General features: G+C 72.4%; 19 protein-coding genes and 1 pseudogene. 12 read left to right on the top strand and 8 right to left on the bottom strand.

Going from position 1 to position 23902, the window contains the following annotated elements:
* Window positions 1-37 precede the first annotated feature (37 nt).
* From ACIP4Z_RS04685 to ACIP4Z_RS04675, 3 genes are all read left to right on the top strand, one after another.
* Window positions 38-715, top strand: a complete 678-nt coding sequence (locus ACIP4Z_RS04685) for a SigE family RNA polymerase sigma factor (protein WP_391042510.1) — start codon at window positions 38-40, stop codon at window positions 713-715.
* A complete protein-coding gene (locus tag ACIP4Z_RS04680) occupies window positions 712-2115 on the top strand; it encodes a hypothetical protein (protein ID WP_401305094.1) in 1404 nt (467 codons plus the stop codon). Before ACIP4Z_RS04685 ends, ACIP4Z_RS04680 begins: the two co-directional genes overlap by 4 nt.
* A 208-nt stretch (window positions 2116-2323) precedes the next feature.
* A complete protein-coding gene (locus ACIP4Z_RS04675) occupies window positions 2324-3229 on the top strand; it encodes an SURF1 family protein (RefSeq protein WP_401305092.1) in 906 nt (301 codons plus the stop codon).
* A gap of 213 nt (window positions 3230-3442) precedes the next feature.
* Here ACIP4Z_RS04675 and ACIP4Z_RS04670 read toward each other — a convergent pair whose 3' ends face one another.
* From ACIP4Z_RS04670 to ACIP4Z_RS04655, 4 genes are all read right to left on the bottom strand, one after another.
* A complete protein-coding gene (locus tag ACIP4Z_RS04670; RefSeq protein WP_401305091.1) occupies window positions 3443-5245 on the bottom strand; it encodes a prolyl oligopeptidase family serine peptidase in 1803 nt (600 codons plus the stop codon).
* 98 nt (window positions 5246-5343) lie between these two features.
* The gene (locus tag ACIP4Z_RS04665) at window positions 5344-5823 is read right to left on the bottom strand and encodes a universal stress protein (RefSeq protein ID WP_391159583.1); all 480 of its coding nucleotides are present in this window, start codon (window positions 5821-5823) and stop codon (window positions 5344-5346) included.
* Between the two features lie 419 nt (window positions 5824-6242).
* Window positions 6243-7502: a protein kinase gene (locus ACIP4Z_RS04660; protein WP_401305974.1), complete on the bottom strand. Its 1260-nt coding sequence runs from the start codon at window positions 7500-7502 to the stop codon at window positions 6243-6245.
* A gap of 301 nt (window positions 7503-7803) precedes the next feature.
* Entirely contained in the window at window positions 7804-8670 is an 867-nt protein-coding gene (locus ACIP4Z_RS04655) for a sensor domain-containing protein (RefSeq protein WP_401305089.1), read from the bottom strand.
* 236 nt (window positions 8671-8906) lie between these two features.
* Between ACIP4Z_RS04655 and ACIP4Z_RS04650 the strand changes: the two genes are divergently transcribed.
* The 3 genes from ACIP4Z_RS04650 to ACIP4Z_RS04640 all read left to right on the top strand — a co-directional run bounded on the left by ACIP4Z_RS04650 (window position 8907) and on the right by ACIP4Z_RS04640 (window position 11828).
* On the top strand, window positions 8907-10292 hold the full coding sequence (locus tag ACIP4Z_RS04650; protein ID WP_401305087.1) for an ARMT1-like domain-containing protein: 1386 nt from the start codon (window positions 8907-8909) through the stop codon (window positions 10290-10292).
* Window positions 10293-10476: 184 nt separating this feature from the next.
* Window positions 10477-11100 carry a GNAT family N-acetyltransferase gene (locus ACIP4Z_RS04645; protein WP_401305085.1) on the top strand — a complete coding sequence of 208 codons (624 nt, stop codon included), beginning with the start codon at window positions 10477-10479 and terminating at the stop codon, window positions 11098-11100.
* 128 nt (window positions 11101-11228) lie between these two features.
* Entirely contained in the window at window positions 11229-11828 is a 600-nt protein-coding gene (locus ACIP4Z_RS04640; protein ID WP_401305083.1) for a hypothetical protein, read from the top strand.
* Between the two features lie 96 nt (window positions 11829-11924).
* On the opposite strand, the gene ACIP4Z_RS04635 is transcribed toward ACIP4Z_RS04640, so the two are convergent.
* Window positions 11925-12194, bottom strand: a complete 270-nt coding sequence (locus ACIP4Z_RS04635; RefSeq protein WP_391042525.1) for a DUF1905 domain-containing protein — start codon at window positions 12192-12194, stop codon at window positions 11925-11927.
* 196 nt (window positions 12195-12390) lie between these two features.
* Here ACIP4Z_RS04635 and htpG point away from each other — a divergent pair, with 196 nt between their 5' ends.
* Window positions 12391-14376, top strand: a complete 1986-nt coding sequence (gene htpG / locus ACIP4Z_RS04630) for a molecular chaperone HtpG (protein ID WP_401305081.1) — start codon at window positions 12391-12393, stop codon at window positions 14374-14376.
* A gap of 150 nt (window positions 14377-14526) precedes the next feature.
* Here htpG and ACIP4Z_RS04625 read toward each other — a convergent pair whose 3' ends face one another.
* Both ACIP4Z_RS04625 and ACIP4Z_RS04620 read right to left on the bottom strand, forming a co-directional pair.
* A complete protein-coding gene (locus tag ACIP4Z_RS04625; RefSeq protein ID WP_401305079.1) occupies window positions 14527-15489 on the bottom strand; it encodes a hypothetical protein in 963 nt (320 codons plus the stop codon).
* Window positions 15490-15713: 224 nt separating this feature from the next.
* Window positions 15714-16640 carry a patatin-like phospholipase family protein gene (locus ACIP4Z_RS04620; RefSeq protein WP_355335972.1) on the bottom strand — a complete coding sequence of 309 codons (927 nt, stop codon included), beginning with the start codon at window positions 16638-16640 and terminating at the stop codon, window positions 15714-15716.
* 333 nt (window positions 16641-16973) lie between these two features.
* On the opposite strand from ACIP4Z_RS04620, the gene ACIP4Z_RS04615 reads away from it, so the two are divergent.
* On the top strand, window positions 16974-18968 hold the full coding sequence (locus tag ACIP4Z_RS04615) for an ATP-binding cassette domain-containing protein (protein WP_401305077.1): 1995 nt from the start codon (window positions 16974-16976) through the stop codon (window positions 18966-18968).
* Window positions 18969-19162: 194 nt separating this feature from the next.
* Window positions 19163-21223 (top strand): UvrD-helicase domain-containing protein, encoded by a 2061-nt coding sequence (locus ACIP4Z_RS04610; RefSeq protein WP_401305075.1) that lies wholly within the window; start codon window positions 19163-19165, stop codon window positions 21221-21223.
* 35 nt (window positions 21224-21258) lie between these two features.
* On the opposite strand, the pseudogene ACIP4Z_RS04605 reads toward ACIP4Z_RS04610, so the two are convergent.
* Window positions 21259-22561 (bottom strand): annotated as a pseudogene (locus ACIP4Z_RS04605) (NB-ARC domain-containing protein); the annotation flags it as partial.
* A gap of 508 nt (window positions 22562-23069) precedes the next feature.
* On the opposite strand from ACIP4Z_RS04605, the gene ACIP4Z_RS04600 reads away from it, so the two are divergent.
* From ACIP4Z_RS04600 to ACIP4Z_RS04590, 3 genes are all read left to right on the top strand, one after another.
* Entirely contained in the window at window positions 23070-23339 is a 270-nt protein-coding gene (locus tag ACIP4Z_RS04600; RefSeq protein WP_355335978.1) for a hypothetical protein, read from the top strand.
* A complete protein-coding gene (locus ACIP4Z_RS04595; RefSeq protein WP_401305073.1) occupies window positions 23332-23556 on the top strand; it encodes a hypothetical protein in 225 nt (74 codons plus the stop codon). The genes ACIP4Z_RS04600 and ACIP4Z_RS04595 overlap by 8 nt, the downstream gene beginning before the upstream one ends.
* Window positions 23557-23627: 71 nt before the next feature.
* Window positions 23628-23813 (top strand): DUF6879 family protein, encoded by a 186-nt coding sequence (locus ACIP4Z_RS04590; protein ID WP_401305972.1) that lies wholly within the window; start codon window positions 23628-23630, stop codon window positions 23811-23813.
* Window positions 23814-23902: the final 89 nt, after the last annotated feature.

Raw genomic sequence — 23902 nt, 5'->3', positions numbered from 1 at the left:
CGTACAACCCTGAGGGGGGGATGCGTGTCCAACAGTCGTGGCGGAGGCACTGGGTATCGAGACGGCATTCGGACGGCACGGGACGATCACGCCGCCCCGGCTGCCGCGTCCACGCGCGTCGGCGTCCGGTGCGCTCTCCGGTGGCATCCCGGTGATCGCGCCCTGGCCGGTCGTGCGGGTCACGGCCGCGGAAGGCGAGGACTCTGACTCGGCGATGGCAGTAGGCACCACGGTCGACCACCTCACCGAGACCTACCGTGCGCACTACCGTTCACTGCTCGGCCTCGCCGCGCTGCTGCTGGACGACACGGCCTCCTGCGAGGACGTGGTCCAGGAGGCGTTCATCCGGGTGCACTCCGCCCGCAGCCGGGTCCGCGAGCCGGAGAAGACCCTGGCCTATCTGCGCCAGACGGTCGTCAACCTCTCCCGCTCCGCCCTGCGCCGCCGCATCCTGGGCCTGAAGCTGCTCTCCAAGCCGATGCCCGACATGGCGAGCGCGGAGGAGGGCGCGTACGAGATCCTGGAGCGCGACCAGCTCAAGGCCGCGATGCGTACGCTTCAGCGCAGGCAGCGCGAGGTGCTGGTGCTGCGATACTTCGCCGACATGACCGAGGCGCAGGTCGCCGAGACCCTGGGTATCTCCCTGGGCTCGGTGAAGGCGTACGGTTCGCGAGGCATCGCGGCGCTGCGCGTCGCGATGGAGGCGACGGCATGACCACCCCCGACGACGCGCATGGTATGGAAGACCAGAACAAGAACCAGGATCAGGACCAGGGCAAGGGCGCGGACCACGGCGAGGGCCGGGGCCGCGACCTGGGCTTCGGCTCCCCCGCCGCCGCTTCCGCCTCGGGCTCGGACGGCGCTTCCGCCTCGGGCTCCGGCTCCGCCCGCACTTCCGCCTCGGGCTCCGACAGTGCGTCCGGCTACGGCTCCGGTGCCGACGGCCTCTTCGGCCTCGACGGCGGCTTCGACTTCGCCAGTCTCGAACTCGACCTCGACAGTGCCGACGGCGTCGAGCACACCCCGGAGGAGGCGGCGCTGCGGGCGCTGCTGCACAACGCCGTCCAGGGCATAGAGGCGTCCCCCGAGGCGCTCGACCACCTGCGGCGCGCGGTCCCGGCCCGCAGGCAGCACCGTCGGCAGGCGCTGGCCGGTGCCGCCGCGGCCGTGGTCCTGGCCGGCATGGCGGTGCCCGCGCTGATCCACGCCGCCGACACCTCCAGCAGCACCAACGCCCTCCCGGCGAACGTCTCCAGCACCCACGCCTCCGCCCCCGGCCAGGACGGCCACACCAACTACTGGGCGGGCGGCCCCTCCTCGGGTCAGGCGGCCACCGGCACCGGCGGCGCGGGCACCTCGACGAAGAGCCCCACCGACGATCCGCCGCCCGCGACCACCACCCCCTCGGACTCGGCGGCGGTCTCCGCGCCCGACTGCTCCAGCGTCCAGCTCGGCCAGGGCACCAGCTCCGCCGACTCCCCGGACTCCTCCGGCCGCGTCTACGGCTGGTTCCGCGTCGCCAACGTCTCCGGCGTCCCCTGTACGGTCCCCGGCAGCGGGCAGGTGCAGGTCCTCGCCGAGGGCTCGGCCGACCCCTCCCGTATCCAGGTCGTCGGCCACACTCCGGGCGACCCGGCGAGCAGGCTGCCCTCCGGCGTCGACGGACCCGTGGTGCTCGCACCGGGTGACACCTACGAGGTGCAGTTCGCGTGGATCCCCGCGGGCAACGGCACCGGAGGTTGCCCCACGACGCCCACCACGCCGCCGACCACCCCGACACCCACGCCGACGTCGAGCGACCCCGCGAGCACCGGCGGCCCCACCGGCTCCGACCCGGGCACCGGCACGGGCAGTGGCAGCGGCAGCAACGGCGCCTCCACCCAGCTGGGCAGCGGTGACCCGCCGACCAGCCCGCCCCCCGGCAGCGTCGCCCTCAACCACACCCCGGCCGCGGGCGCCCCCGTCGTCGACGGCCCCGTCATCCAGAACGCCTGCGCGGGCACCCTCTACACGACGGCCGCGCTCCCCGGCACCACCAGCGGCAACACCACCCCCGGTACGGGGACGAGCGGCGGCACCGGAACCGACTCGGGAGCGACCGGCTCCGGCTCGTAGGGCCTCCGGGCACTGCGGGTACTTCGGCGACTCCGGGTACTTCGGGGAACTCTCCCCGGACCCCCTCCCCGCACCTCGCGGGACCAGGACCGGCGCTCCTGGTCACCGGAGGCCGAGCCCTGCGCCTGGCCGCGCGCCCGGCGTCGGCTCCGGGCCGGTGCGGGTCCCCGGTTGCGGGGCCGCGAACGGCCCCCCGTACCGTTGTGGTGTGTACCGGTTCCTGCTCACCCCGCGCTGGCTGGCGGTCAGCGTGCTGTCGCTGCTCGCCGTGCCGTTCTGCGTCTTCATGGGCAGTTGGCAGTTGAGCCGGTTCGAGCTGCGGGTCGACTCCCACAAGAGCGCCGAGCACGCCCAGGGCAAGGCCGTCGCCGAGGCGGCGGTGCCGTTGGCGACACTGCTGCCGCAGCCGCGCACCCAGGTGCCCGACGGCGCCTCGGGTCGTTCGGTCAGCGCGACCGGCCGCTATGACTCCTCCCATCAGCTCCTGGTCCCCGGCCGCACCCTCGACGGCCACGACGGCTACTACGTACTGACCCCCCTGCGGGTCGGCGCGGACGGCGCCGCCCTGCCCGTCGTCCGCGGCTGGCTGCCGGGCGACGCCTCCGCCGCCGCGCGTACCGGTGCCGTACCGGCCGCGCCGACCGGCGAGGTCACCGTGACCGGCGCCCTCCAGTACCCGGAGAGCACCGGCACCGACGGCGTGCAGTCCAACGGCGCGCTGCCCTCCGGACAGCTCGGCATGATCAGCGCCGCCTCGCTGGTCAATGTGCTGCCCTACCCCGTCTACAGCGGCTGGATCACCGCGAGCGACCCCACCGCGCCGCTGAAGGCGGTGCCCCCGGCGGCGGCCCCCAACAGCGGTCTGGACATCAAGGCGTTCCAGAACCTCGGCTACACCGGTGAGTGGTTCGTCTTCGCCGGCTTCGTCGTCTTCATGTGGTTCCGACTGGCCCGCCGCGAGGCCGAGACACGCGCCGACGCCGCGCTGGGTCTCGTCCCCGACGACGGTGACGACGAGCCGGGGTCCGGGCCGAAGGCGGAATCAGGGCCGGACGCCTCCGGCGCGGGCCGGGCGGACGCTGTGGTCACCGCGTCTGCGTCCGCCGACGCCTAGGGCCGGACGCCGAGGCGCGCCCTGGCCGCACTTCCAGCCGTGTGCTGGCCCGGCTGACTGTCCGGGCGCCTTTCGTCCGCCGAGGCGCGTGTCCAGCTGTCCGGCCGTACGCGCATCCGCCCGCTCGCCCGGCCGGAGGCCCGGGGCTGGCCCGGGGTCGGACCCGCGCTGGTCCAACCCCGGTCGGCCACCGGCCCCCTACCGCCCTGCCGCCTACCCGCCCGCGTGTTTCAGCGCGAAGGCCAGTTCCAGACGGACCTGCTTGATCCGCTCCTCCACGACCAGCGAACCGTGCCCCGCGTCGTACCGGTACACCTCGTGCGGCTTGTCCAGCTCCCGAAGCCGCTCGACGTAGTTGTCGATCTGGCGTATCGGGCAGCGCGGGTCGTTCATGCCCGCGCTGATGTAGACGGGGGCGGCGACCCGCTCGACGTAGGTGAGCGGGGAGGACGCCTCGAAGCGGTCGGGGACCTCCTCGGGGGAGCCGCCGAAGAAGGTGCGGTCCAGGGACTTGAGGGCCTCCATCTCGTCGGCGTACGCGGCCACGTAGTCGGCGACCGGGACCGCCGCTATGCCCACCGTCCACGCCTCCGGCTGGGTGCCAAGGCCCAGCAGGGTCAGATAGCCGCCCCAGGAGCCGCCGGACAGGACCAGCCGCCGCGGGTCGGCGAGGCCCGAGGACACGGCCCACTCGCGGACCGCCGCGATGTCCTCCAGCTCGATCAGGCCGACGCGGTGCTTGAGCGCGTCCGTCCACTCCCGGCCGTAGCCGGTCGAACCGCGGTAGTTCACCCGGACCACCGCGAAGCCGTGGTCGACCCAGGCCGCGGGACCCGCCGCGAAGGAGTCCGAGTCGTGCCAGGTGGGACCGCCGTGGATCTCGAACACGGTCGGGAACGGCCCCTCGCCGACCGGCTTCTGGACCAGCGCGTGGATCCGGCCGCCGGGACCCTCCACCCACGCGTCCTCCACCGGCACCGACTCCGGCGCCCGCAGCCCCGGCGCCTCCAGCACGACGGCGCCGGTCGTGGACCGCACCGCGGGCGGGCGCTGCGCCGACGACCACAGGTACTCCACCGTCCCGTCGGGCCGGGCGGTGGCGCCGCTGACCGAACCCGGCGGGGTGTCGAGCCGCGCCAGGGTGCCGGCCGCCAGGTCGTACCGGAACATCTCGCCGCGCGCCTGGTAGTCGTGGACGACCAGCAGCGCCGAGCCGTCCGGATACCACTCGGCGTGCACGTCACCGGGCAGGTCTATGGCCAGCCGCGTCTCCACGCCGGTCGCGGTGTCCCAGATCATCGGCAGCCAGCGGCCGGACCGCTGGTGTCCGACCAGGAGGCGGGTGTCGCCGACGACGGGGGCGAATCCCAGGCAGTCCAGGCCCAGCTCGGCCCGGCCGCCGTCGGTGTCGTCCAGCTCCGCGACCGTCGAGCCGTCCGCGACCGACAGCACCCGCAGCGCGCTGTGCATCGCGTCGCCGTGCTCGGTGTGCTCGATCACGACCAGCGTGCCGTCCTCCGAGAGGTCGCCGACGCTCGCCGACTCCGCGTGCCGGTAGACCTCGACCGGCTCGCTGTCCGGCCGCACCACGTACACCGACGTGCCCTCGTCGTCGGTGGACCGTCCGACCACGGCCAGGCCGCCGGGGCCCAGCGCGAGACCGGCCGGGTAGGACGCCTCCAGGCCGGGCGCCGCCGGTACGTCCTCACCGCCCGCGAAGGGCTGCCGCATCCATATCCCGAACTCGTCCCCGTCCGTGTCCGAGAACCACCACACCCACGCGCCGTCCCGGCTCAGCGTGCCGTCCGTCGTCCCGTTCGGCCGGTCGGTGACCTGCCGTCGCTCGCCCGTCGTCCGGTCCCAGGCGTACAGCTCGTACGTCCCCGTCACGTTCGACACGAACAGGCTGCGGTCCGGGGCGTCCTCGGCCCACTCGGGCAGCCCGACCCGCGGCGCCCGAAAGCGCTTCTCCCACTCCGGCATGGACCCCGCCGGGGATCCGGTGATCTCGTTCATGCCCCCATGATGCTCCGCCCCGACCACATTCGGGCACCCACTCTTCACAGCCTGTGGATAACTCCGTGCCCCGGCCGCCGCGGATCATCGCCCCGCCGCTACGACGCGCCGCCCGCGGGGGCCGTGCCCGCCGTGCCGCGTACGACCACGACGGGGCACGAGGCGTGCACGGTGACCGTGTGGCTGACCGAGCCGAGGAGGGTGGAGCGGAAGGTGCCGTGGCCGCGCACGCCCACCACGATCAGGTCGGCGCCCTCACCGCTGTCGAGGATGGCCTGGGCCGGGTTGCCGAGCACGGTACGGCGGGTGACGGTCGCTGCCTGTTCGGGCGTGAGGGCCGCCTCGACGGCCCGCGCCAGGATCTGGTCCGCGTTGGCCTCCAGATCGACGTCGTCGGGCAGCCCCGGCAGCCCGGCCCAGCCGTACGCCGACGGCATCTCCCACGCGATGACCGCTTCCAGCGCGGCGCCGGTCAGGGCCGCCTGCCGCGCGGCCCAGCGCAGCGCCTTGAGCGACGGTTCCGAGCCGTCGACCCCGACGACGATCCTGCCTGCGGCCGTGCCCGTACCGGAGCCGATACCGGAGCCCGTGCCGGAGCCCGTGCCGGGATCGGCGCCTGATCCCGTGCCCGAGCCTTCGGCGGAGCCCGCGTCCGAGCCCGTGCCCGCGCCTGACCCCGCGTCCGAGCCCGTACCCGCGCCCGCTGCCGTGCCCGTCTCCGTGTCCCGCGTCGCCTCGCCCATGGCCGTCTCCCTCGCCTCGCTTGCCCGTCCGACCCGGAAACGGCCGGCCCACACGCCAAGCGTGCGTGACAAGCGGTGCGTGGCGGGGCATTTCGGGCGGTCGCCGGTCCGCGTCGGATACGCGTCCGGCTTCCGGGCCGGGGCGGCGCGCGCGGCTCCGCGCCGTCGTGGAAGCGGAGGCGCGGGGCCTTCGCGCCTCCGCTGGATACGGAGTTGGCGCCCGCGCGGCTCACCGCTGCGGCCGTGGGAAACGGCTACTGGCGGAGGTAGCGGTCGCGCACCAGGGTGAACCGCATGGCCCACTCGGTCAGTTCGGCCAGGCTGCGGCTGGACACGCGGCCGGTGCGGATGGTGCCGTTCGTCAGGACGACGGCCATCCGGAAGACGGATTCGTGGTCCTCCACGACGCACTCGGCGAAACGGATCATCGGCCAGGGGAGGTCGACGGTCTGGCCGTTCTCGCCGAGGGAGATGCCGTAATCGTCCGCAAGTAGTGCGTTCTTCCGGTCCATCGCCAGGAATTCGGGGACGTCGTCCTCCGGCGACCAGGCCGGGACGCCCGGGACCGGGGCGGGCGAATGCGCCGGGTAGGCCGTGGCCAGCGAGGTCGACGGCGGGATCGACGGACCGGGGACGCCGGGCGCGTACGAGGGAGGCGGCGGAACGGCCCCTGAGGCGTACGGGTTGGCGGCGGCCGGAGGAGGCGGGGGTACGGGAGTCCGCGGGTCCGAGGTACGGGGGGCCGCGTCCCCGGTGCGGTGCGGGGCGTCGCCCGTACCCGCCTCGGCCGTACCCGAATCGCCGAACCAGTCGAGGAGTTGGTTTGTGCTCGGGCGGTGGGACGGCTCCTTCGTGAGGCAGGCCGCGACCATCGGGCGGATCGCCTCCGGGACCGCGGAGACGTCGGCCTCGTGGTGCACGGAGCGGTACATCAGGGCGACCGGGGTGCCGCCGCCGAAGGCGCTGCCGCCCGCGGCGGCCACCAGGACCGCGCCGAGCGCGAAGATGTCGGCGGCGCCGTCCACGTCACGGCCCTCGGCCTGCTCGGGGGCGAGGAAGCCGGGGGTGCCGAAGGAGGTGCCCGTGGTGGTGATCCGGGTGTTCTCGACGGCGCGTGAGATGCCGAAGTCCAGTACGCGCGGGCCGTCTTCGGCCATGATGATGTTGCCTGGTTTGAGATCGCGATGCACCAGACCGCAGCGGTGGATCGCCTCCAGCGCCTCGGCGAGCGCGGCGCCCAGCGCCTTGAGCTGTTCCTCGCCCATCGGGCCCCGCGCGGCGAGCAGTTGGCCGAGCGTCGGACCTTGCACGTACGCCGTCGCCAGCCAGGGGGCCTCCGCGTCCGGGTCCGCGTCCACCACCGGCGCCGTGTGGAAACCGCCCACCATGCGCGCCGCGGCGACTTCGGCGCGGAAGCGCTCCCTGAAGGACGGGTCCGCGGCCAGTTCCGGCCGCGCCACCTTTACCGCCACGTGGCGGCCTCCCCGCGAACGGGCCAGGTACACCAGGCCCATTCCGCCTTCGCCGAGCTTGCGAAGGACGACGTAGCTTCCGATGCGGGTCGCTTTCGCGTCGGCGCCTGTCGCTGTGCCGTTGGAGCCGTTGGAGCCGTTGGAGCCGTTGGAGCCGTTGGAGCCGTTGGAGCCGTGCGAGGCGCTCGTATCGATTGTGCCGTTCGTATCGCTCGTGCCGCTCGTGTCGTTCGGGCCTTGCACGCCCAGCCGCCTCCTCGCGTCCCCCGTCTGGCCAGGCGCCCAGTATGACGGTCCCTCTGCGGAGTGCGGTCCCTCATTTCGCGCGGGTGCGGGCCCCGCCCTACGACAGCAGGGAGCGGATTGCGGCGCGGTCGACGGTGGTGAGGGCGCGGACGAGGGGCGGGGTGAGGAAGACGAGGAGGAGGCCGAGGAGGGAGGCGCCGGCGATCTGGAGGGGGGAGGAGAGGTAGTAGGCGTGGTGGACGCCGCCGGAGGTGTACTCGAAGAGGCGGTAACCGGGCCAGTCGACGTAACGGGGGAAGACCCAGGCGTAGGCGGGGTAGAGGGCGACGGTCCAGCCGGTGACGAGGAAGGTCAGGGTGAGGACGAAACTCGCGATGCGCCAGGGGAACATGAGGACCTGGAAGAGGAGGGCCTTCCAGGCCGAGGCGTCGCGGAGCCTGGCGGTCATGGCGGCCCAGCGGCCGGGGGTACGGGGCGCGGGTACGGGGGCGGGCTCGCCGACGCGGAGGGAGAGCCGGCTCCTGGCGCGGGCGCGTTCGGCGCCGCCGAGCGCGCGGGCCCCGGTCAGCATCGCGGCCAGGACGGGCACCCCGATCGCGGTGAGGGCGAGGCTGGTACCGAGGGCGAACATCGTGACGGCGAAGACGAATCCGGCGATGGCGATCGGCAGCGACGTGAGCGCGTAACCGACCTCGCGGAAGGTGACGGCGGAGAAGGGCGCGCGCCAGAAGCCGGGCGGGACGCGGCCGGGCCCTGGACCCTTCGCGGGCGAACCGTACGCGGGATGCCCGGCGTCCGGAGCCGCCAGCAGGCCGGGCCGGGCCTGCGACGCGGCGGCGGGAGGAGAGGAGTGCGGCTGCGCGGTGGACGCCTGAGTGGCGGCGGCCTGAGTGGCGGATGTCTGCGCGGCGGACGCCTGAGCGGCGGCGCTCTGAGTGGCGTGGGGGAATGTGCTGGCGGTCATCGCTGGCCTCGAATCATCGCGGTGGGGACCGTTCCGTCCTGATGCCTAGACGATCCCGCTCGGCACCCCTCTCGCGGCATCCGGCAGCCCGGCCGGTCGGGGGTGGGGCCAGCCCCACCCCCTGCCATTCTTGAACGGTGCGCGAAACAGGAGACGTCCCGTTCGAATCCGGCCCATCCGGCCTGTCAGACCCCGCCGGCCTGTCAGACCCCGCGGCCCCCGCCGCCCCCGTCGTCATGAGCGGTACGCCCGGCTCCTTCGCCAGGAGCGTGCTGGCCGACCGCCACCCGGCGTTGATCAGGCAGGTCGCGGACGCCTTCCCGTACCCGCCCGAGCAGCGCCGCGCACTCGACGCGCTCGCGGAGGAGACGGCCGCGCCCGCCTCGGCCGACGCGACCTCGGGCCCGTCGATCGGCCCGCTGTCGACCCACACCGGCACCGACACCCACACCGGCACTGACACCCGCACCGGCACCGACTCCCGCACCGACGACATCCGACGGTGGGCCGAATGGGGCGCGGAGGCGTACGTCGGCCGTGCGTCGTGGTACGAGGTGCCCTTCCTGTGGGCCGAGAGTTACTTCTACCGCAGGCTGCTGGACGCGGTCGGCTACTTCGGGCCGGGGCCGTGGCAGGGCGTCGACCCCTTCGCGCCGTTCAAGCGCGCCGAGTTGACCGGGCCCGAGGTCGCCGACGAACTGGCCGCCCTCGACGCGCTCGACGACCTCGCCCCGGACGACCGGGACCGCGCTGTCCTCCAAGGCGCCCTGTGGGGCAACCGCGCGGACCTCGGCTTCCGCATCTCCGCGAACGGGTCTACGGCGAACGGGTCTACGGCGAACACGTCCTCCACGAAAGCGCCTTCGGCAGAAGCTCCTACGGCGGAAGCGTCCTCCGCGAACACGTCCTCCACGAACACGCCCTCCGTGAACGCGTCCCCCACCCACGCCCCCACAAGCACCCCCTCCGACGACCTCCTCGCCGACGACAGCGCCGCCCTCTGGCGGCACCTCGCCGCCGCCCCGCCCGGCACCGCGGCGGTGACCGTGATCGCCGACAACGCGGGCCGCGAGCTGATCCCCGACCTGATCCTGATCGACCATCTCCTGCACACCGGCCGCGCCGCCACCGCGGTCCTGCACGTGAAGCCGTACCCGTACTTCGTCTCGGACGCGACGACCTCGGACGTCGTCGACTGCCTGCGCCGGATCGGGCAGGCACCGGGCCGCAGAGCGCGGGAGACGGGCGCGCGGCTGTGGTTGGCGCTGGGCACCGGCCGACTCGTCGTCCGCGCGCACCCGTTCGCCTGCGCGCCGCTGCCGTACGCCGACATGCCCGCCGATCTGCGGGCCGAACTGGGCCGCGCCACACTGACGGTGCTCAAGGGCGACCTCAACTACCGCCGCTTGGTGGGCGACCGCCTGTGGTCCCCGACGACCGAGTTCTCCCTGCCCACCGGCTACTTCCCGAGTCCGCTGGCCGCCCTGCGCACCCTCAAGTCCGATGTCATCGTCGGCCTCGACACCGGTACGGTCACCGCGCTCGACGCCAACAGCGCGGCGAACGAAGCGGCTTGGCGTACGAGCGGGACGTACGCCGTCGTCCAGGTGCGTACGGTCTGAACCTCCGGCCCCGCGGGGAAGGACCGTCTCCGCCCTCTTCCCCGGCACGCCCGGACACACCGGGCCGCACCCTCTAGGCTGCAACCGCCGTACGCGCAAGATCAGTTGATCAGACGCGTGCGGTGCAGCGCGCACCGACAACGTGAGACGACACAGGACGACGACGTGAAGGGCGGACAGGGCGATGGGTGTGGCGATCCGGAGGGCCGGGGCGGACGACCGGGAGGTCGTGGTCGGGGTGCTGGACAAGGTGTTCAGGAACGACCCCGTGAGTAGCTGGGTCTTCCCCGACCCTGAGCACCGGCTGCGCAAGCACGCGTCGTTGATGGGCGCCTTCGCCGACCAGGTACTCGCCGACGGCTACGTCGACATGACGGAGGACGGCAAGGCGGTCGCCCTGTGGATGTCGATACCCGCGACCAGCGACGCGCCCGAGGACGCCCAGGCGCACGCGGACGACGACGACCCCGCCGCCTTCCGCGAGGCGGTCGACCCGGACAACGAGCGCGTCGAGCAGATCGCCCGCATCCTCGGCGAGGGCCACCCCACGGGCCCCGCCCACGAATACCTGCTGCTCATCGCCGTGGACGCGGAGTTGCAGGGCCAGAGCCGCGGCACCGAACTGATCTCCGCCGTCCTCGAACGCTGCGACCGCGACGGCCTGTCCGCGTATCTGGAGGCCAGCAGCGAGCGCAGCCGCGGCCTGTACGAGCGGCTCGGCTTCGTCTTCACCGGCCGCACGATCGACCTCCCGGACGGGCCTCACATGTGGCCGATGTGGCGCGAGCCGCGCGCCGCGGCCGTATAGGCGTACGCGTAGCCGTACAGGCAGCCGTACCTCCTAGGCGGAGGTACGGCACCCCCGCCCGCGGGTAAGGAGCAGGAGAGGCACGGCCGTTGGTACGCGGCCGCGCGCGGGGGAGAGGCGGCAGGGCGATGACGGACACGGGAGCGGCAGCCGGTACGAATACGGGTACGGGTACGGATACGGGCGGCGGTTCGCGGGACGCGGCGGGGACGAACGGCCCGGCCACCCTGCGCGAAGTCGCCCGACTCGCCCAACGGCACGGCTTCGGCGAGTCCCGCGCCGTCCACGCGCTCGGCGGCGGTGACGTCGGCTGCGTCGCCTTCGGCCTCGCGGTCGTCCTGCTCGCGCCCGGCATCGGCCTGGTCCTCCACCCGTACAACCCGGTGGTCACCTCGATCGGCGTCACCTTCCTCGTCCTCGCCCTCGCGCTGCCGATCACCGCGTTCCGTTACGAGAAGCGCCGCGACAACCGCATCCCGCGGCTGCACGTCTTCGACGGCGGCATCGTCATCACCCGCCCGGCCCGGATCGACGTCCACCCCTGGCCGGACATCCGCGTCGTCGAGCGCGAGGACTCCGTCGCCATCGGCCAGGGCGGCACGACGCGTCAGGTCCACCGCCTCGAACTGCACGCGATAGACGGCGACGTGCTGTGCTCCCTGGGCGACGCCTTCGACACCGTCACCGTCGTCAGAGCCGCGATCGCGGGCGGCGCGCATACGTCATAACGGCGCGCGACCGAGAGCGCGCAGGTCCGTCAACTCGGCACCCGTCTAGCACCGTTCGGGTACCCGCCTTGTGGTTTTTTGCGGGGCGGGGCGGGGCTAGGAGGGGAGGCGCTCTTGGAGGTGGACCGTGACGGTGTCGCCCTCTTGTTTGCTGATGGCTTTGCGCAGCTCGGCGGTGACGGGGAGTTTGTGGGTGCCGTCGCCGAGGGCCATGAAGGAGCTCTGGAAGGGGTGGCCGTCGATCGTGCCGCGGACCTTGACGAGGCCGCGGGTGCCGAAGAAGGCGGCGGACTCGGGCCAGACGACATAGGTCCAGCCGCCCTTGTTCGGGCTTTTCAGCAGGGTCGCGGTGAATCGCTTGTCCATCGTGGATACCGCCTGTTCAGCAGCTTTCGGTGGCGCGCCCCGGCCGGGGACGTCCGCGGGCGTTCACCACGTAGGACCGGCGGCGAGGCGGAAACTCATCGCGGGCCGCGAAGGCTGACGTGCGGGCGGCGGGGGCTCATCTACAGTGCTGCGGTCAGTGCCTGTCAGCCGGTGATGTGAGAAGGAACAGCGGACCATGCCGACCGAGACGTTCGAGTTCCAGGTGGAAGCGCGTCAGCTTCTGCAGATGATGATCCACTCGATCTACTCCAACAAGGACGTGTTCCTGCGCGAGTTGGTGTCCAACGCCTCGGACGCGTTGGACAAGCTGCGGCTCGAAGCGCTGCGGGACAGCGAGTTGGACGTGGACGTGTCGGACCTGCACATCGGGCTGGAGGTGGACCGGGAGGCCCGTACGCTCACCGTGCGGGACAACGGGATCGGGATGTCCCGGGAGGAAGTGGTCCAGCTCATCGGGACGATCGCCAACTCGGGGACGGCGAAGTTCCTGCGGGAGCTGAAGGAGGCCGAGGGCGCGGGCGCCGCAGAGGGCCTGATCGGCCAGTTCGGGGTCGGGTTCTACGCGAGCTTCATGGTGGCGGACGAGGTCACGCTGCTGACGCGCCGCGCGGGGGAGACCGAGGGCACGCGGTGGACGTCCAGCGGTGAGGGGACGTACACCGTGGAGACCGTCGAGGACGCCCCGCAGGGGACGGCGATCGTGCTGCGGCTGAAGCCGGAGGACGCCGAGGACCGGCTGTACGACTACACCTCGCCGTGGAAGATCAAGGAAATCGTCAAGCGGTACTCGGACTTCATCACCTGGCCGATCAGGATGGCCGCGGAGCCCGCGCCCGGAGGCGACACCGACACCGACACCGGCGCCGATACCGACACCGACACCGAAGGCGACGCCGAGGACGGTACTGACGCGGCGGCTCCCAAGCCCGAGCCCCAGCTCGAAACGCTGAACTCCATGAAGGCCCTGTGGGCCCGCTCCCGCGAGGAGGTCAGCGACGCCGACTACCACGAGCTGTACAAGCACATCAGCCACGACTGGAACGACCCGCTGGAGATCATCCGCCTCCACGCGGAAGGCACCTTCGAGTACCAGGCGCTGCTGTTCATCCCGGCGCACGCGCCGCAGGACCTGTTCATGCGCGACTACAAGCGCGGCGTCCAGCTCTACGTGAAGCGCGTCTTCATCATGGACGACTGCGAAGCGCTGATGCCGCCGTACCTCCGCTTCGTCAAGGGAGTCGTCGACGCGCAGGACCTCTCGCTGAACGTGTCGCGCGAGATCCTCCAGCAGGACCGCCAGATCGAGCTGATGCACCGTCGGCTGGCGAAGAAGGTGCTGTCGACGGTCAAGGACATGATGGCCGCGCGGCCCGAGCAATACGCCACATTCTGGCGGGAGTTCGGCCGCGTCCTGAAGGAGGGACTGCTCGGCGACTTCGAGAACCGTGACGCGATCCTCGGCGTCAGCTCCTTCGCCAGCACGCACGACAAGGACGCGCCGACGACGCTCGCGCAGTACGTCGAGCGGATGAAGGACGGCCAGGAGCACATCTTCTACGTCACCGGCGAATCGCGGCAGGCCGTCGAGAACTCCCCGCACATGGAGGCGTTCCAGGCCCGCGGCATCGAGGTGCTGCTGTTGACCGACCCCGTGGACGAGGTCTGGGTCGACACGGCACCGGAGTTCGGCGGCAAGCAGTTCCGCTCCGTCGCCAAGGGCGAGGTCGATCTCGGCACGGAGGAGGAGAAGCAGGAGGCGGGGACCGAACGGGAGAAGCAGCAGGAGGAGTTCGCGGGCCTGCTCGCCCGTATGACGGAACTGCTGAGCGAGCAGGTCAAGGACGTACGCCTCTCCTCGCGGCTCACCGTCTCGCCTGCCTGCGTCGTCTCGGACACCAACGACGTGTCACCGGCGCTGGAGAACATCTACCGCGCCATGGGCCAGGAGATCCCGCACGCCAAGCGGATTCTCGAACTCAACCCCAAGCACCCGCTGGTCGTCGGCCTCAACCGCACCCACGCCGAGCGTCCCGACGACCCGGCCCTCGAAGAGACCACCGAACTCGTCCACCAGCTAGCCCTGTTGGCCGAGGGCGCCGAACTCCCCGACCCCTCCCGCTTCGTGAAGCTGGTCGCGGACCGCCTCGAACGCACCTTGTGAGACAGGGTTCTTGAGGGCGCTGGGGCCGGGGGCCGTACGGATCGCCGTACGACCCCCGGCTCTCCGCGTGAGCCCCGGTACGCGTGGACCCCTTTACATGAGCCGCCGCACGCGCGACCCCCGTACGGCGAACCCCCGTACGCGCGCCCTCTATACGTGCGGCGTCGCCGCGACCGCCTGCTCCGCCGTCCACCGGTCCATCCGCTCCCACTGCCCGAGCAGCCACTCGCTGCGAGCCGCGTCCCCGACCGGGACCTCGGCCGCCGGTATCCGCCACCAGTGGACCCGCACCGGGCGGCGGAACGGCAGGAAGTCCCAGGCGGCGCGCGCGGACGCGATGACGTCGAGGCCGGAGTGGACGACGAAGACCACCTCGGCGGTGGGCGCGGCGGCCAGTACGGCGAGGCTTCCGGCGTCCCGCGGCGGCAGCACGTACCGCAGCCGGGCCGCGCGGGCCGCGCGCCGGTACTGGCCGAGGCGGCGCAGGCTGGCGATGGCGCGGCGGTGGCGGCGCGGGGTGAAGTTGCCGCCCTCGGGGAAGATCACGAGCGCGTCGCGCGACCGCAGCCCCGCCGCCAGTTCGGTGATCGCGTCCTCGGCGGTGCCGTGCGCGGGGGGCAGGAAGCAGTGCGGGACCCGGCCGAGCAGGACGTCGAGGCACGGATCGGCGCGCAGGACGCCCTTCAGCACGGTGTGCGGCAGCAGGCGTACGTCGGTGAGCAGCGTCTGGAGGAGCAGGAACGAATCGCCGACACCCGCGTGCCGGACGAACACCACGAGCGGTACGTCCGGCGGCCGGTCGCCCACGGGCAGCGCGGGCGTCATCTCCACCTCCAGCCGGAACAGCCGGTCCGCCACCTTGCGCAGTACGGCCAGCAGCCGCGCGAGGAGCGCGAACGCCTCGGCCGCCCGCCGGTCCCGGTCCGCCCGGGGGTGGTGCAGGAAGAGCGCGGAGGCCGCCAGCACTCCCGTGAGGTCCACGACGAGGTAGACGAGCAGGAATCCGGCCATACGCGTCGGCCGCCACGCGCCGCGCGACGGGATCGACACGGGCGCGCTGAGTACGGTCACGGTGATGAGGAGCGCCGCGGCCACCGGTATCAGCGCGACCACGAGCGCGGTGGTGACCGTACGCCGGGCGGCTGTGACCAGCGCGGCGCCCGCGGCAGCGGCAGCGGTACGGGTACGGGTCGACGGCCGGACCCGCGCGGCCGGGTCGGCGCTCGCGAGCGCGTCCGTACCTGCACCCGCCGGGCCCGTACTCGCTGGACCCGTACCTGGACCCGTGCCTGAACTAGCCGGACCCGTCCCCGCGTTCAGGCCCGAGTCGAGGCCCGTCACGCCGGACCCTCGGCGGAGTGCGGGTCCTCGGCGCCGGAGCCTTCCGGGACAAGGGACTTGGGGGCGGCCCCGTCGAGCGCGCTCTCCAGATACCGCGACGACGCGGCGTAGGCCCGTTCGATACGGTCCGCCGTCTGCCCGAAGGCCCGGTGCCGCAACTGGCCCAGCGCCCCGGCCGCTTCACCGGATGCCGCCCCGCTGGGCAGTACGTGCACGGTCACGTCCGACGGCAGGTCGGCCATGTCGCGGGCGAACCGGTGCCTGCGGGCGATCTCGAAGGCGACCATGGCGACGTCCCACGGCAACTTCGGCGGGGTCAGCGGCCGTTCGATGCGGCCGACCTGGAGGACGTAGATCTCGCGCGCGCCCAGGGCGACGGCCCTGCCCACCGGGATGCTGTTGACGAGGCCGCCGTCCACGAAGTGCTCGCCGTCGACGTCGACCGGCGGCAGCAGTCCGGGCACGGCCGACGAGGCGAGCACCGCCTCGATCAGCGGGCCGCGGTCGAACCAGTGCTCGGCGGCGTTCTCGATGCTCGCCGCCACGCACTGGAAGGGCACCTCCAACTCCTCGATGAGCGCGACCTGTACGTGCTCACGCAGGAGGTCGACCAGCGGCGCCGGGGTGTAGAGGTGCGTACGGCTCCGCACGGCGGTGCTCACGCGGCCCATCAGCGAACCGGCGAACACCCCGGCCTTGCCCAGCCCCGTCCACAGCTCGATCAGCCGGCCGACGGCGGTCTGCGACGGCTCGGCGGCCACGGCGGCCCCGTTGATCGCTCCGACGGAGGTCCCGAGCACCATCCCCGGCTTCACCCCCTGCGCGAACAGGGCCTTGAGCATGCCCACTTCGTACGCCCCGAGGGCCCCGCCGCCCCCCAGCACGAACGCCGGTCCCCCCGCTTCACCCGCACTGTGGTCCATGCCAGAACGCGTGCCCCCGCTCCTTCCCCCCAATCAGCCGCCCGAACTCGCCACAGGCGCGGTGCCGCGTCGTCGGCCGGGCGCTTTCGCGGCGGACGGCGCGGGCCGTAGCGGACCGGCGTACGCCGTCGAGGCGGCGGCTGCGTCCTTGCGCCGACCGGGGCTTCGCGAGCGGGGGGTGGCGGCGGGGCGGTTGGAGCAGACTGGTGGGCCGCGTCGCGTCGGCGCGAGCCGGGCGGGCCGAGCCGGTGCCTTCGTCCTCCTTCCGCCGAGCCGGTCCGGTGCCGACCGCCACGTCACGGCGAAGGGCGTACACCGATGACCGAACCCCCGATGACCGAAGAGCCTCCGACGACCGGCCAACCCCCCACGGCCACATCCACGGCGCGCACCGCTGCTGTCGGCGACGACGAAAAGGCCGTACCCGACGAGGAGTTGCGCCTGACGTTTCCTGGCGACCGCAGCGAGGAGGCCGGTTACGCGATCACGCTGCGCGCCATGGCCCGCCGACTGCCCCAACTGGTGCGCCGGGCGCTCGGCATGGCCTGGCACGTGGACCGCAAGGCGGTCACCGCGCTGCTCGCCTGCCAGGTCCTGTCCGGCGTGCTGGAGGCGCTCGGCCTGCTGGCGGTAACCGGCACGATCACGGCCGTCATCGCGTCGGGCCACATCGACGAACGCCTCCGCCAAGCCGCGCCCTCCCTGGCCCTGTTGGCGTCGGCGGCGGGCGTACGGGCGGTGCTGGGCATCGCCGTCACCGGTCTGTCCACGCGCCTGGCACCGCGGATCTCGCGGGAGGCGGAGCTGCGGCTGCTGGACGCGGCGACGCACGCGGAGCTGACGGCGTACGACCACCCTGGCTACAACGACCGCTGGGACGCGGCCGACCGGGGCGTCGAGGTCTCGCAGGACATGCTCAACCAGTCCCAGAACATCCTCGCCGCCGCCGCATCGTTGATCGCCGCCGCGGCCGTACTGACCAGCGTCCACCCCGTGTTGCTGCCGCTGCTCGTCCTGGCCGCGCTGCCGCAGGCCATCGCGGGCGTACGGGGGGCGCGGCTGAACTACCTCGCGTCCCTGGAGACGATGAAGGACCGCCGCCTGCTGAGCGTCCTGCGGTGGAATCTGGTCGACAAGCAGCACGCCGACCAGATCCGTTCCGGCACGATGGCCGACTTCCTGCTCGGCAAGTACCGAGCGGCCGGGGCGCGGGTGGACGCCGCGACCGACCGGGCCGCCTGGCGCGCGGCGAAGATGTCGCTCGTCGGGAGCCTGGCCGGGGGAGTCGCGGCCGGAGCGGTCTGGGCGGCGCTGCTCTTCCTGATCAGCACCGGCCGCGTGTCCGTCGCGTCCGCGGGCACGGCGACGTTCGCGCTGCGCACGGTCGCTTCAGGACTGCGCGGCATCATCGGCTACGGCGCCATCATCTTCCGTACCGGGATGTACCTTGACGACTGGTCAGATTTCCTGGACGAGGCCGGTGGCCACCGGATCGCCCGCGGCGAGACCGTACCGATCGGCCCGGCCGTCGTACGCGCCGACCGCCTCACGTACACCTACCCGCACGCCGACCGGCCCGCCCTGCTCGATGTCAGCCTCGACGTGCGGCGCGGCGAAGTCCTCGCCCTGGTCGGCGAGAACGGCTCGGGCAAGACCACGCTCAGCAAACTCCTGTCCGCCCTCTACCTCCCCGACCGCGGCGCCGTCGTCTGGGACGGCGCCGACACCCGCACCCTGGACGCGCACGCCGCCTGGTCACGCGTGGCCGTCGTACCCCAGGAGTACGCGAAGTGGCCGCTGACCGCCCGCGACAACATCACCCTGGGCCAGCCCCGAACCGACCACCCGCACACGGCGGTTGATACGGCCGCCCACGCCTCCGGCGCCGACGAGGTCGTCACGTCCCTGCGCTCGGGCCTGGACACCCTCCTGGCCCGCGAGTGGTGGGGCGGCCAGGAACTCTCCGGCGGCCAGTGGCAACGCGTCGCCCTGGCCCGCGCCTTCCACCGCGACGCCGGTCTCCTCGTCCTCGACGAACCCACCGCCGCCCTCGACCCCCGCGCCGAACACCGCATCTTCACCGGCCTGCGCACCCTCGCCGCCGACCGCGCGGTCGTCCTGGTCACCCACCGCCTCACCAATGTCACCGTCGCCGACAAGATCGCCGTCCTCGACCAGGGCCGCCTCGTCCAGTACGGCACCTTCGCCCAACTCCGCGACACCCCCGGCCTCTTCCACGACCTGTGGCTCCTCCAGAACGACCGCGCGCCCGGCATCCCCGCCCAGCCCTCCGGCCCCGTGGAGCAGCAGCAGACGGCCGACCTCTGAGGCCGAGAGACGACTACGGAGGCGCCGGAATTTCCGACGCGCCGCCGGTCCGGCCGCACTTCGCCCCGGCCGACGCCCCCTGCCGCTTCGTAGCGGAGCGTCCTATGATCGTCGCGCTACGTGGGAGGGGGTGGGCCATGGCGGCGGGGGGATCGGCTTCGCGGCGGGCTCAAGAGGCGCGTCGGCAGGAGCGGTTGCTGCGGGAGCAGTGGCAGGCGGCGCGGCGGCAGGCGCGGCAGTGGGAGAGCGCGAGCGAGGGCGAACAGCGGGTCAGCGCACAGTTGTTGGTGCTGACCGAGCGCGGCTGGCGGCTTCTGGTGGACCGGCGGTGGCCGGGTACGCGGTCCGCGAACGTGGACATGCTGCTGGTCGGGCCCGCCGGTGTCTTCGTCGTGGACGTCAAGAACTGGCGCGCCGACCCGGAGGTCGAGGACGGCCGGCTCCTCGCGGGCGGTGAGGTGAGGGACGAGCACGCGCGCAAGCTCTCGGCGGTGACCAAGGCCGCCGAGACGGCGGTCGCCTCGTTGGGGATGTCCCCGGTCGCGGTCCGGCCGCTGATGGTCTTCGCCGACAAGCGCGTGGACACCGCGCTGGGGAGAATCCGGCTCCTGGGGGAGCGGGAGGTCGGTCCGTATCTGCTGGCGGAGCGTCACCGCCTCAACGCCGCCTCGGTGAGCGTCATAGCCGACCACCTGGGGCGGGTGTTCCCCGAGTACGAGGGATCGTCCGTCACAGAGCCGGTCACAGAGCCGGCCACAACGTCGACTACGGCGCCGTCCAGCGTGCCGCGCTCCGGACGCCAAGATCAGCCCGCCGCAGGGCTGTTCGACCTCGACGGCATGCGCGAGGCCGCACTGGACGCCGCCATGCGGGCACCGATCGAGCAGTGGATGACCTTCCTCGCCCAGGACCAGGTGGCCCTCGTGCGCCGCAACTGGTCCGGCCCCGCCCGTATCAGCGGACCCGCCGGTACGGGCAAGACCGTCGTCGGTCTGCACCGCGCGTCCTACCTCGCCCAACGCACCACGGGACGCGTCCTGTACGTGACCTTCGCCAGCAACCTCCCGCGCGTGCAGGAGACGTTCCTGCACGCGATGTCCCCCGCGGTCGCCGACCGGGTGGAGTTCCGCAGCCTGCACTCGTGGGCGCAGCAGTACACGCAGGACCGCGGTGTGCCGGTGAATCTGAACGGGGACAAGGCCGAGACGGCCTTCAGCCTCGCCTGGACGCACGCCGGGCGCGACAGCCCGCTGACCGAACTCGACCCGCTGCCGCGCTACTGGAAGGACGAGATCGACTACGTCATCAAGGGCCGCGGGATCACCTCCTTCGAGGAATACGCCGTCCTGCCGCGCCGCCGCCGTCGGGTGGGCCTGCGAAGGCCCCACCGGCAGGCGGTCTGGGGACTCTACGAGGCGTACGAGTCGCTGCGCGTCCAACGCGGTGTGCACGACTTCAACGACGTGCTGGCCCTCGCGCTCGCCGAGGCGAGCAGTTCCACCGAGGCCGCGCCGTACGCGGCCGTCATCGTCGACGAGGTCCAGGACCTGACCCTCGTCGGGGTCAAGCTGCTGCACGCCCTGATCGGCGACGCTCCCAACGGCCTGCTGCTCGTCGGGGACGGGCAACAGGCCGTCTACCCCGGGGGATTCCGGCTCTCCGACGCGGGCATCGACATCCGCGGCGAGCGCGGGCAGGTGCTCAGCACCAACTACCGCAACAGCAAGAACATCCTCGACGCGGCCCTCGCGGTGGTCGCCGACGACGCCTTCGAGGACATCGACGGCGTACGCAGCTCCGGCGCCAGGGAAGTCGACCTGACCTACCACGACGGCCAGGTGCGGCGCGTGGACCGGCCGACCGTCGAGGACCACGACCGGGCCCTGCTGGAAGCGCTGTTGGCCCTGACCCCCGCCGAGCGGGCCGACTCCGCCGTGCTCTGCCCCTCCGTACGGGCCATCGGCCGCTACCGCGACCTCCTCACGGCTTCCGGCCTCCCGGTCTGCCCGCTGGAGCGCTACGCCGGTCACGCCGTCGAGGGCGTCAAGCTCGGAAGCTACCGGCGCGCCAAGGGACTTGAGTTCAAACGCGTCTACCTTCCGCGGTACGACACCTCCCTGCTGACCGGCGCCGAAGGGCTCTCCGAGACCGAGCGCGAGCGCCGCGAACTCGGCCGCAGCCAGCTCTTCGTCGCCATGACCCGCGCCCGCGACACCCTCTGGCTGGGCAGCGTCACTCCCGCCGCCCAGGCGTGACGCGTCTACGGACGCTCGGCGCGCAGCCTCCGTTCGCCCGTCCGCCGGAGCAGTGCGCGTACGTGGGGCGCCAGGAGCCGCAGCCGCGGATCGTACGGGCCCGCGTCGGGCACCTCCGGCAGCGCGGCGCCGAGCAGACGGCCGGCCGTCGCGTCCAGCACAGGGGCCTGCGCCGCCGGGGTGGCGGCCACGACGCTGTCGAGCAGTACGCCGTGGCCGAGAACGCAGCGCAGCCCCGCGTTGTCGCCGACGTCGACCCGTTCGACGAGCGAGTGGTCGAGCAGGGCGCGCAGCGCCGACTCGGCGCGACCGCGGGGCAATACGGCGCTGATGCCGTCGTCGTTGAGGACCGACAGTGGCAGCGGCTCGGGGGCCAGCCGGGCGATCAGACGCAACAGGTCGACCGCTTCGGGCAGTCCGCGCGCCGCGAAGGCGTCGAGCGTCAACTGCCAGGTCTGTCCCACCAGATGGCGGGGGTCCGCATCACTCAAGGCATCGGCCCCTCGGTCGAGCAACTGGACTGGGAGTTCTTCCTCCAGATGGCGTCCGTACACATCCATCGTCCAGGGCTCTATGACCTGGTGGGAGAGGAAGCCGCCCGCGAGGGTGAGCGCGAGCGGGAGGCGGCCCAAGCGGTCGGCGATCTCGGCGGCCTGGGCGAGCGTGCCGGTGTGCGGGGCGAGGTCGCGCAGGACGGCGCGCCGCGTCCTCGCGCGGCAGGACGCCGATGTGCTGGAGTTCCGCGCCGGGCCACCAGCGGGGTGCGGCTCGGCGGGTGGTCACCAGCACCGTGCCCCGCGGGCTGGTGCGCAGCCAGCTGCCGTCGCTGAGGATCGCGGGGTCGTCCGCGTTGTCGAGCACCAGCAGCCAGGGATCGGGGGAGCCGGCGAGGTACCGCCAGACGAGGTCGGCCGCGGGCCGGTAGCCGTTGCGGGCGGCCAGCAGTTCGCCGTCGGCCGCGCCGCGGTCCGCGGCGACCGCGAGCATCCCGGAGCGCAGGCTCGCCCGGTCCGTGGCGTTCACCCAGAGCCCCACCCGCCCGTACTCGGCGGTGGCGGTCTGGAAGAAGGCGTGGGCGACCGCGGTCTTGCCGCAGCCACCCATGCCGTACAGCACGAAGATGTCGTCGCCGCTCTGCGCGGTGAGGGCGCTCCTCAACCGGTCGAGGACTTCGGTGCGGTCCCGCAGGACCAGGGGCGGGCGGCCGACGGCGGGCCGGCGCACCGAGTCGGGACCGGCCGGGGCCTGCGGGCCGCCGTCGTAGTGGTGGTGCTCGCTGATGTGCTGATCTCCCGACGCCTGGTAGACCCGGCCGTCGTCCTGGGCGCGGCCGTCCATGGACCCGCCGGTCGTACCGCTCACCGCTCGGTGACGCGCTGGTCGCGGCGGGTTTGGGCGCGGCCGGGCTGGAAGCGGCCGGTCCGGAGACGAGCGGGCTGGAAGCGAGCGGGCTGAAAGCGGCCGGGCTGGAAGCGGCCGGTCCGGGCGCGGCGCCCTTGTGCCAGGACGCGGTGACGCGTGGTCCGCCAGGCGTCGGTCGCCATCGGGGCGACCACGGGGGCTCCGGCGGTCCGCGTGAGCACCGCGAGTTCCGGATCCACAGCTCCCCCTACCATTCAATAATCTGATCATATTGGCTTTGAGCCAATATGAGGACCGGTAACGTCCGGTGTGGATCATTATTGCACCGGGAGTCGAATTGCGATAGGCATCCGCAGGCGGTCGCCGCCGTTGTCGTGGCATATGCCAGACGGCTGGTTATCGGGTACGCTCCGGCTGTAGTGACGCCGATGCGGGTACGATCCGCACGCGGTACGACAGTACGCAGCCGATCCTGGGGGCAACCATGACCAGACCATGGGAAGCAAATCCCGACACCACATTCTTAAAGCGCCTCGGTAAATCACCTCAGGAGCTGGGGAATACGACCGACACCCCCGACTGCCCCGACATCTGGGAGCTGGAGAACGGCGACATCGCCGTCATCGGCCGGGATCTGACGGCTTCCCTCGGGCGGAATCTGCCCGCCGGGGTCTCGGTCGGCTCCGACGAGCGACTCGTCGTCATCCCGAGAAACATGCTGATCGCGGCGAAACCGGACATTCCCAGTGTTTGACTCCTTTCCCAACGGCACCTTCGAACGCCTCGCCCGGCCCGCCTACCACGAGGAATTCTTCCGGATCCTCAAAAGCGGCGTCAGGAGCCAGGACAAGCTGGAACGCGGCCAGCATTTCCAGGAACGCGGTTTCGCGAGCTGGGAGGCATTCGCCGCCGGGCGCTGGGAAGAAGCACTCGCGCTCATCGAGGAAAGGCGTCCGGCCTACGCCCGGTAATTCGCCGAGGCGGAGGAGTTGGGCGTCGCGCAGCGGCGGCTCCGAGTCGTCGAATTCCCCGTGACGTGGTGATGTACGAGGTGCAGTACGACGACGAGGGAAACGCGGACGGGGCCAGGCGGTACGCGGAACCCGCCCTGATCGCCGAGACCAGGGCGGGGTTCGCGTCGCTCTACGCGCGGGGCGAGCCCTTCGGCGACTTCTTCGACCGCGAGATCGCCACGCTCTCACCGCCGGTCATCGACGGCGTCGGCTAGGCCGTTTCGTTCGGATCATCTGATCGTTGGTCCGGGTGTGCCGTTAAGCGACGCGCAGTGGGCGCGAATCGAGCCGTTGTTGCCGGACC

Origin of the sequence: Streptomyces sp. NPDC088910, assembly GCF_044749865.1 — a bacterium.
Taxonomy (GTDB): Bacteria; Actinomycetota; Actinomycetes; order Streptomycetales; family Streptomycetaceae; genus Actinacidiphila.
This window is presented reverse-complemented; position numbering and strand designations above follow the sequence as displayed.

Excerpts from the sequence above, each read along its gene's own strand:
- ACIP4Z_RS04680 (WP_401305094.1), top strand. The coding sequence starts at position 712 with ATGACCACCCCCGACGACGCGCATGGTATGGAAGACCAGAACAAGAAC.
- ACIP4Z_RS04670 (WP_401305091.1), bottom strand. The coding sequence starts at position 5,245 with ATGAACGAGATCACCGGATCCCCGGCGGGGTCCATGCCGGAGTGGGAG.
- ACIP4Z_RS04660 (WP_401305974.1), bottom strand. The coding sequence starts at position 7,502 with ATGGGCCTGGTGTACCTGGCCCGTTCGCGGGGAGGCCGCCACGTGGCG.
- ACIP4Z_RS04655 (WP_401305089.1), bottom strand. The coding sequence starts at position 8,670 with ATGACCGCCAGCACATTCCCCCACGCCACTCAGAGCGCCGCCGCTCAG.
- ACIP4Z_RS04650 (WP_401305087.1), top strand. The coding sequence starts at position 8,907 with ATGAGCGGTACGCCCGGCTCCTTCGCCAGGAGCGTGCTGGCCGACCGC.
- ACIP4Z_RS04645 (WP_401305085.1), top strand. The coding sequence starts at position 10,477 with ATGGGTGTGGCGATCCGGAGGGCCGGGGCGGACGACCGGGAGGTCGTG.
- ACIP4Z_RS04640 (WP_401305083.1), top strand. The coding sequence starts at position 11,229 with ATGACGGACACGGGAGCGGCAGCCGGTACGAATACGGGTACGGGTACG.
- ACIP4Z_RS04635 (WP_391042525.1), bottom strand. The coding sequence starts at position 12,194 with ATGGACAAGCGATTCACCGCGACCCTGCTGAAAAGCCCGAACAAGGGC.
- htpG (WP_401305081.1), top strand. The coding sequence starts at position 12,391 with ATGCCGACCGAGACGTTCGAGTTCCAGGTGGAAGCGCGTCAGCTTCTG.
- ACIP4Z_RS04620 (WP_355335972.1), bottom strand. The coding sequence starts at position 16,640 with ATGGACCACAGTGCGGGTGAAGCGGGGGGACCGGCGTTCGTGCTGGGG.
- ACIP4Z_RS04615 (WP_401305077.1), top strand. The coding sequence starts at position 16,974 with ATGACCGAAGAGCCTCCGACGACCGGCCAACCCCCCACGGCCACATCC.
- ACIP4Z_RS04600 (WP_355335978.1), top strand. The coding sequence starts at position 23,070 with ATGACCAGACCATGGGAAGCAAATCCCGACACCACATTCTTAAAGCGC.
- ACIP4Z_RS04590 (WP_401305972.1), top strand. The coding sequence starts at position 23,628 with ATGTACGAGGTGCAGTACGACGACGAGGGAAACGCGGACGGGGCCAGG.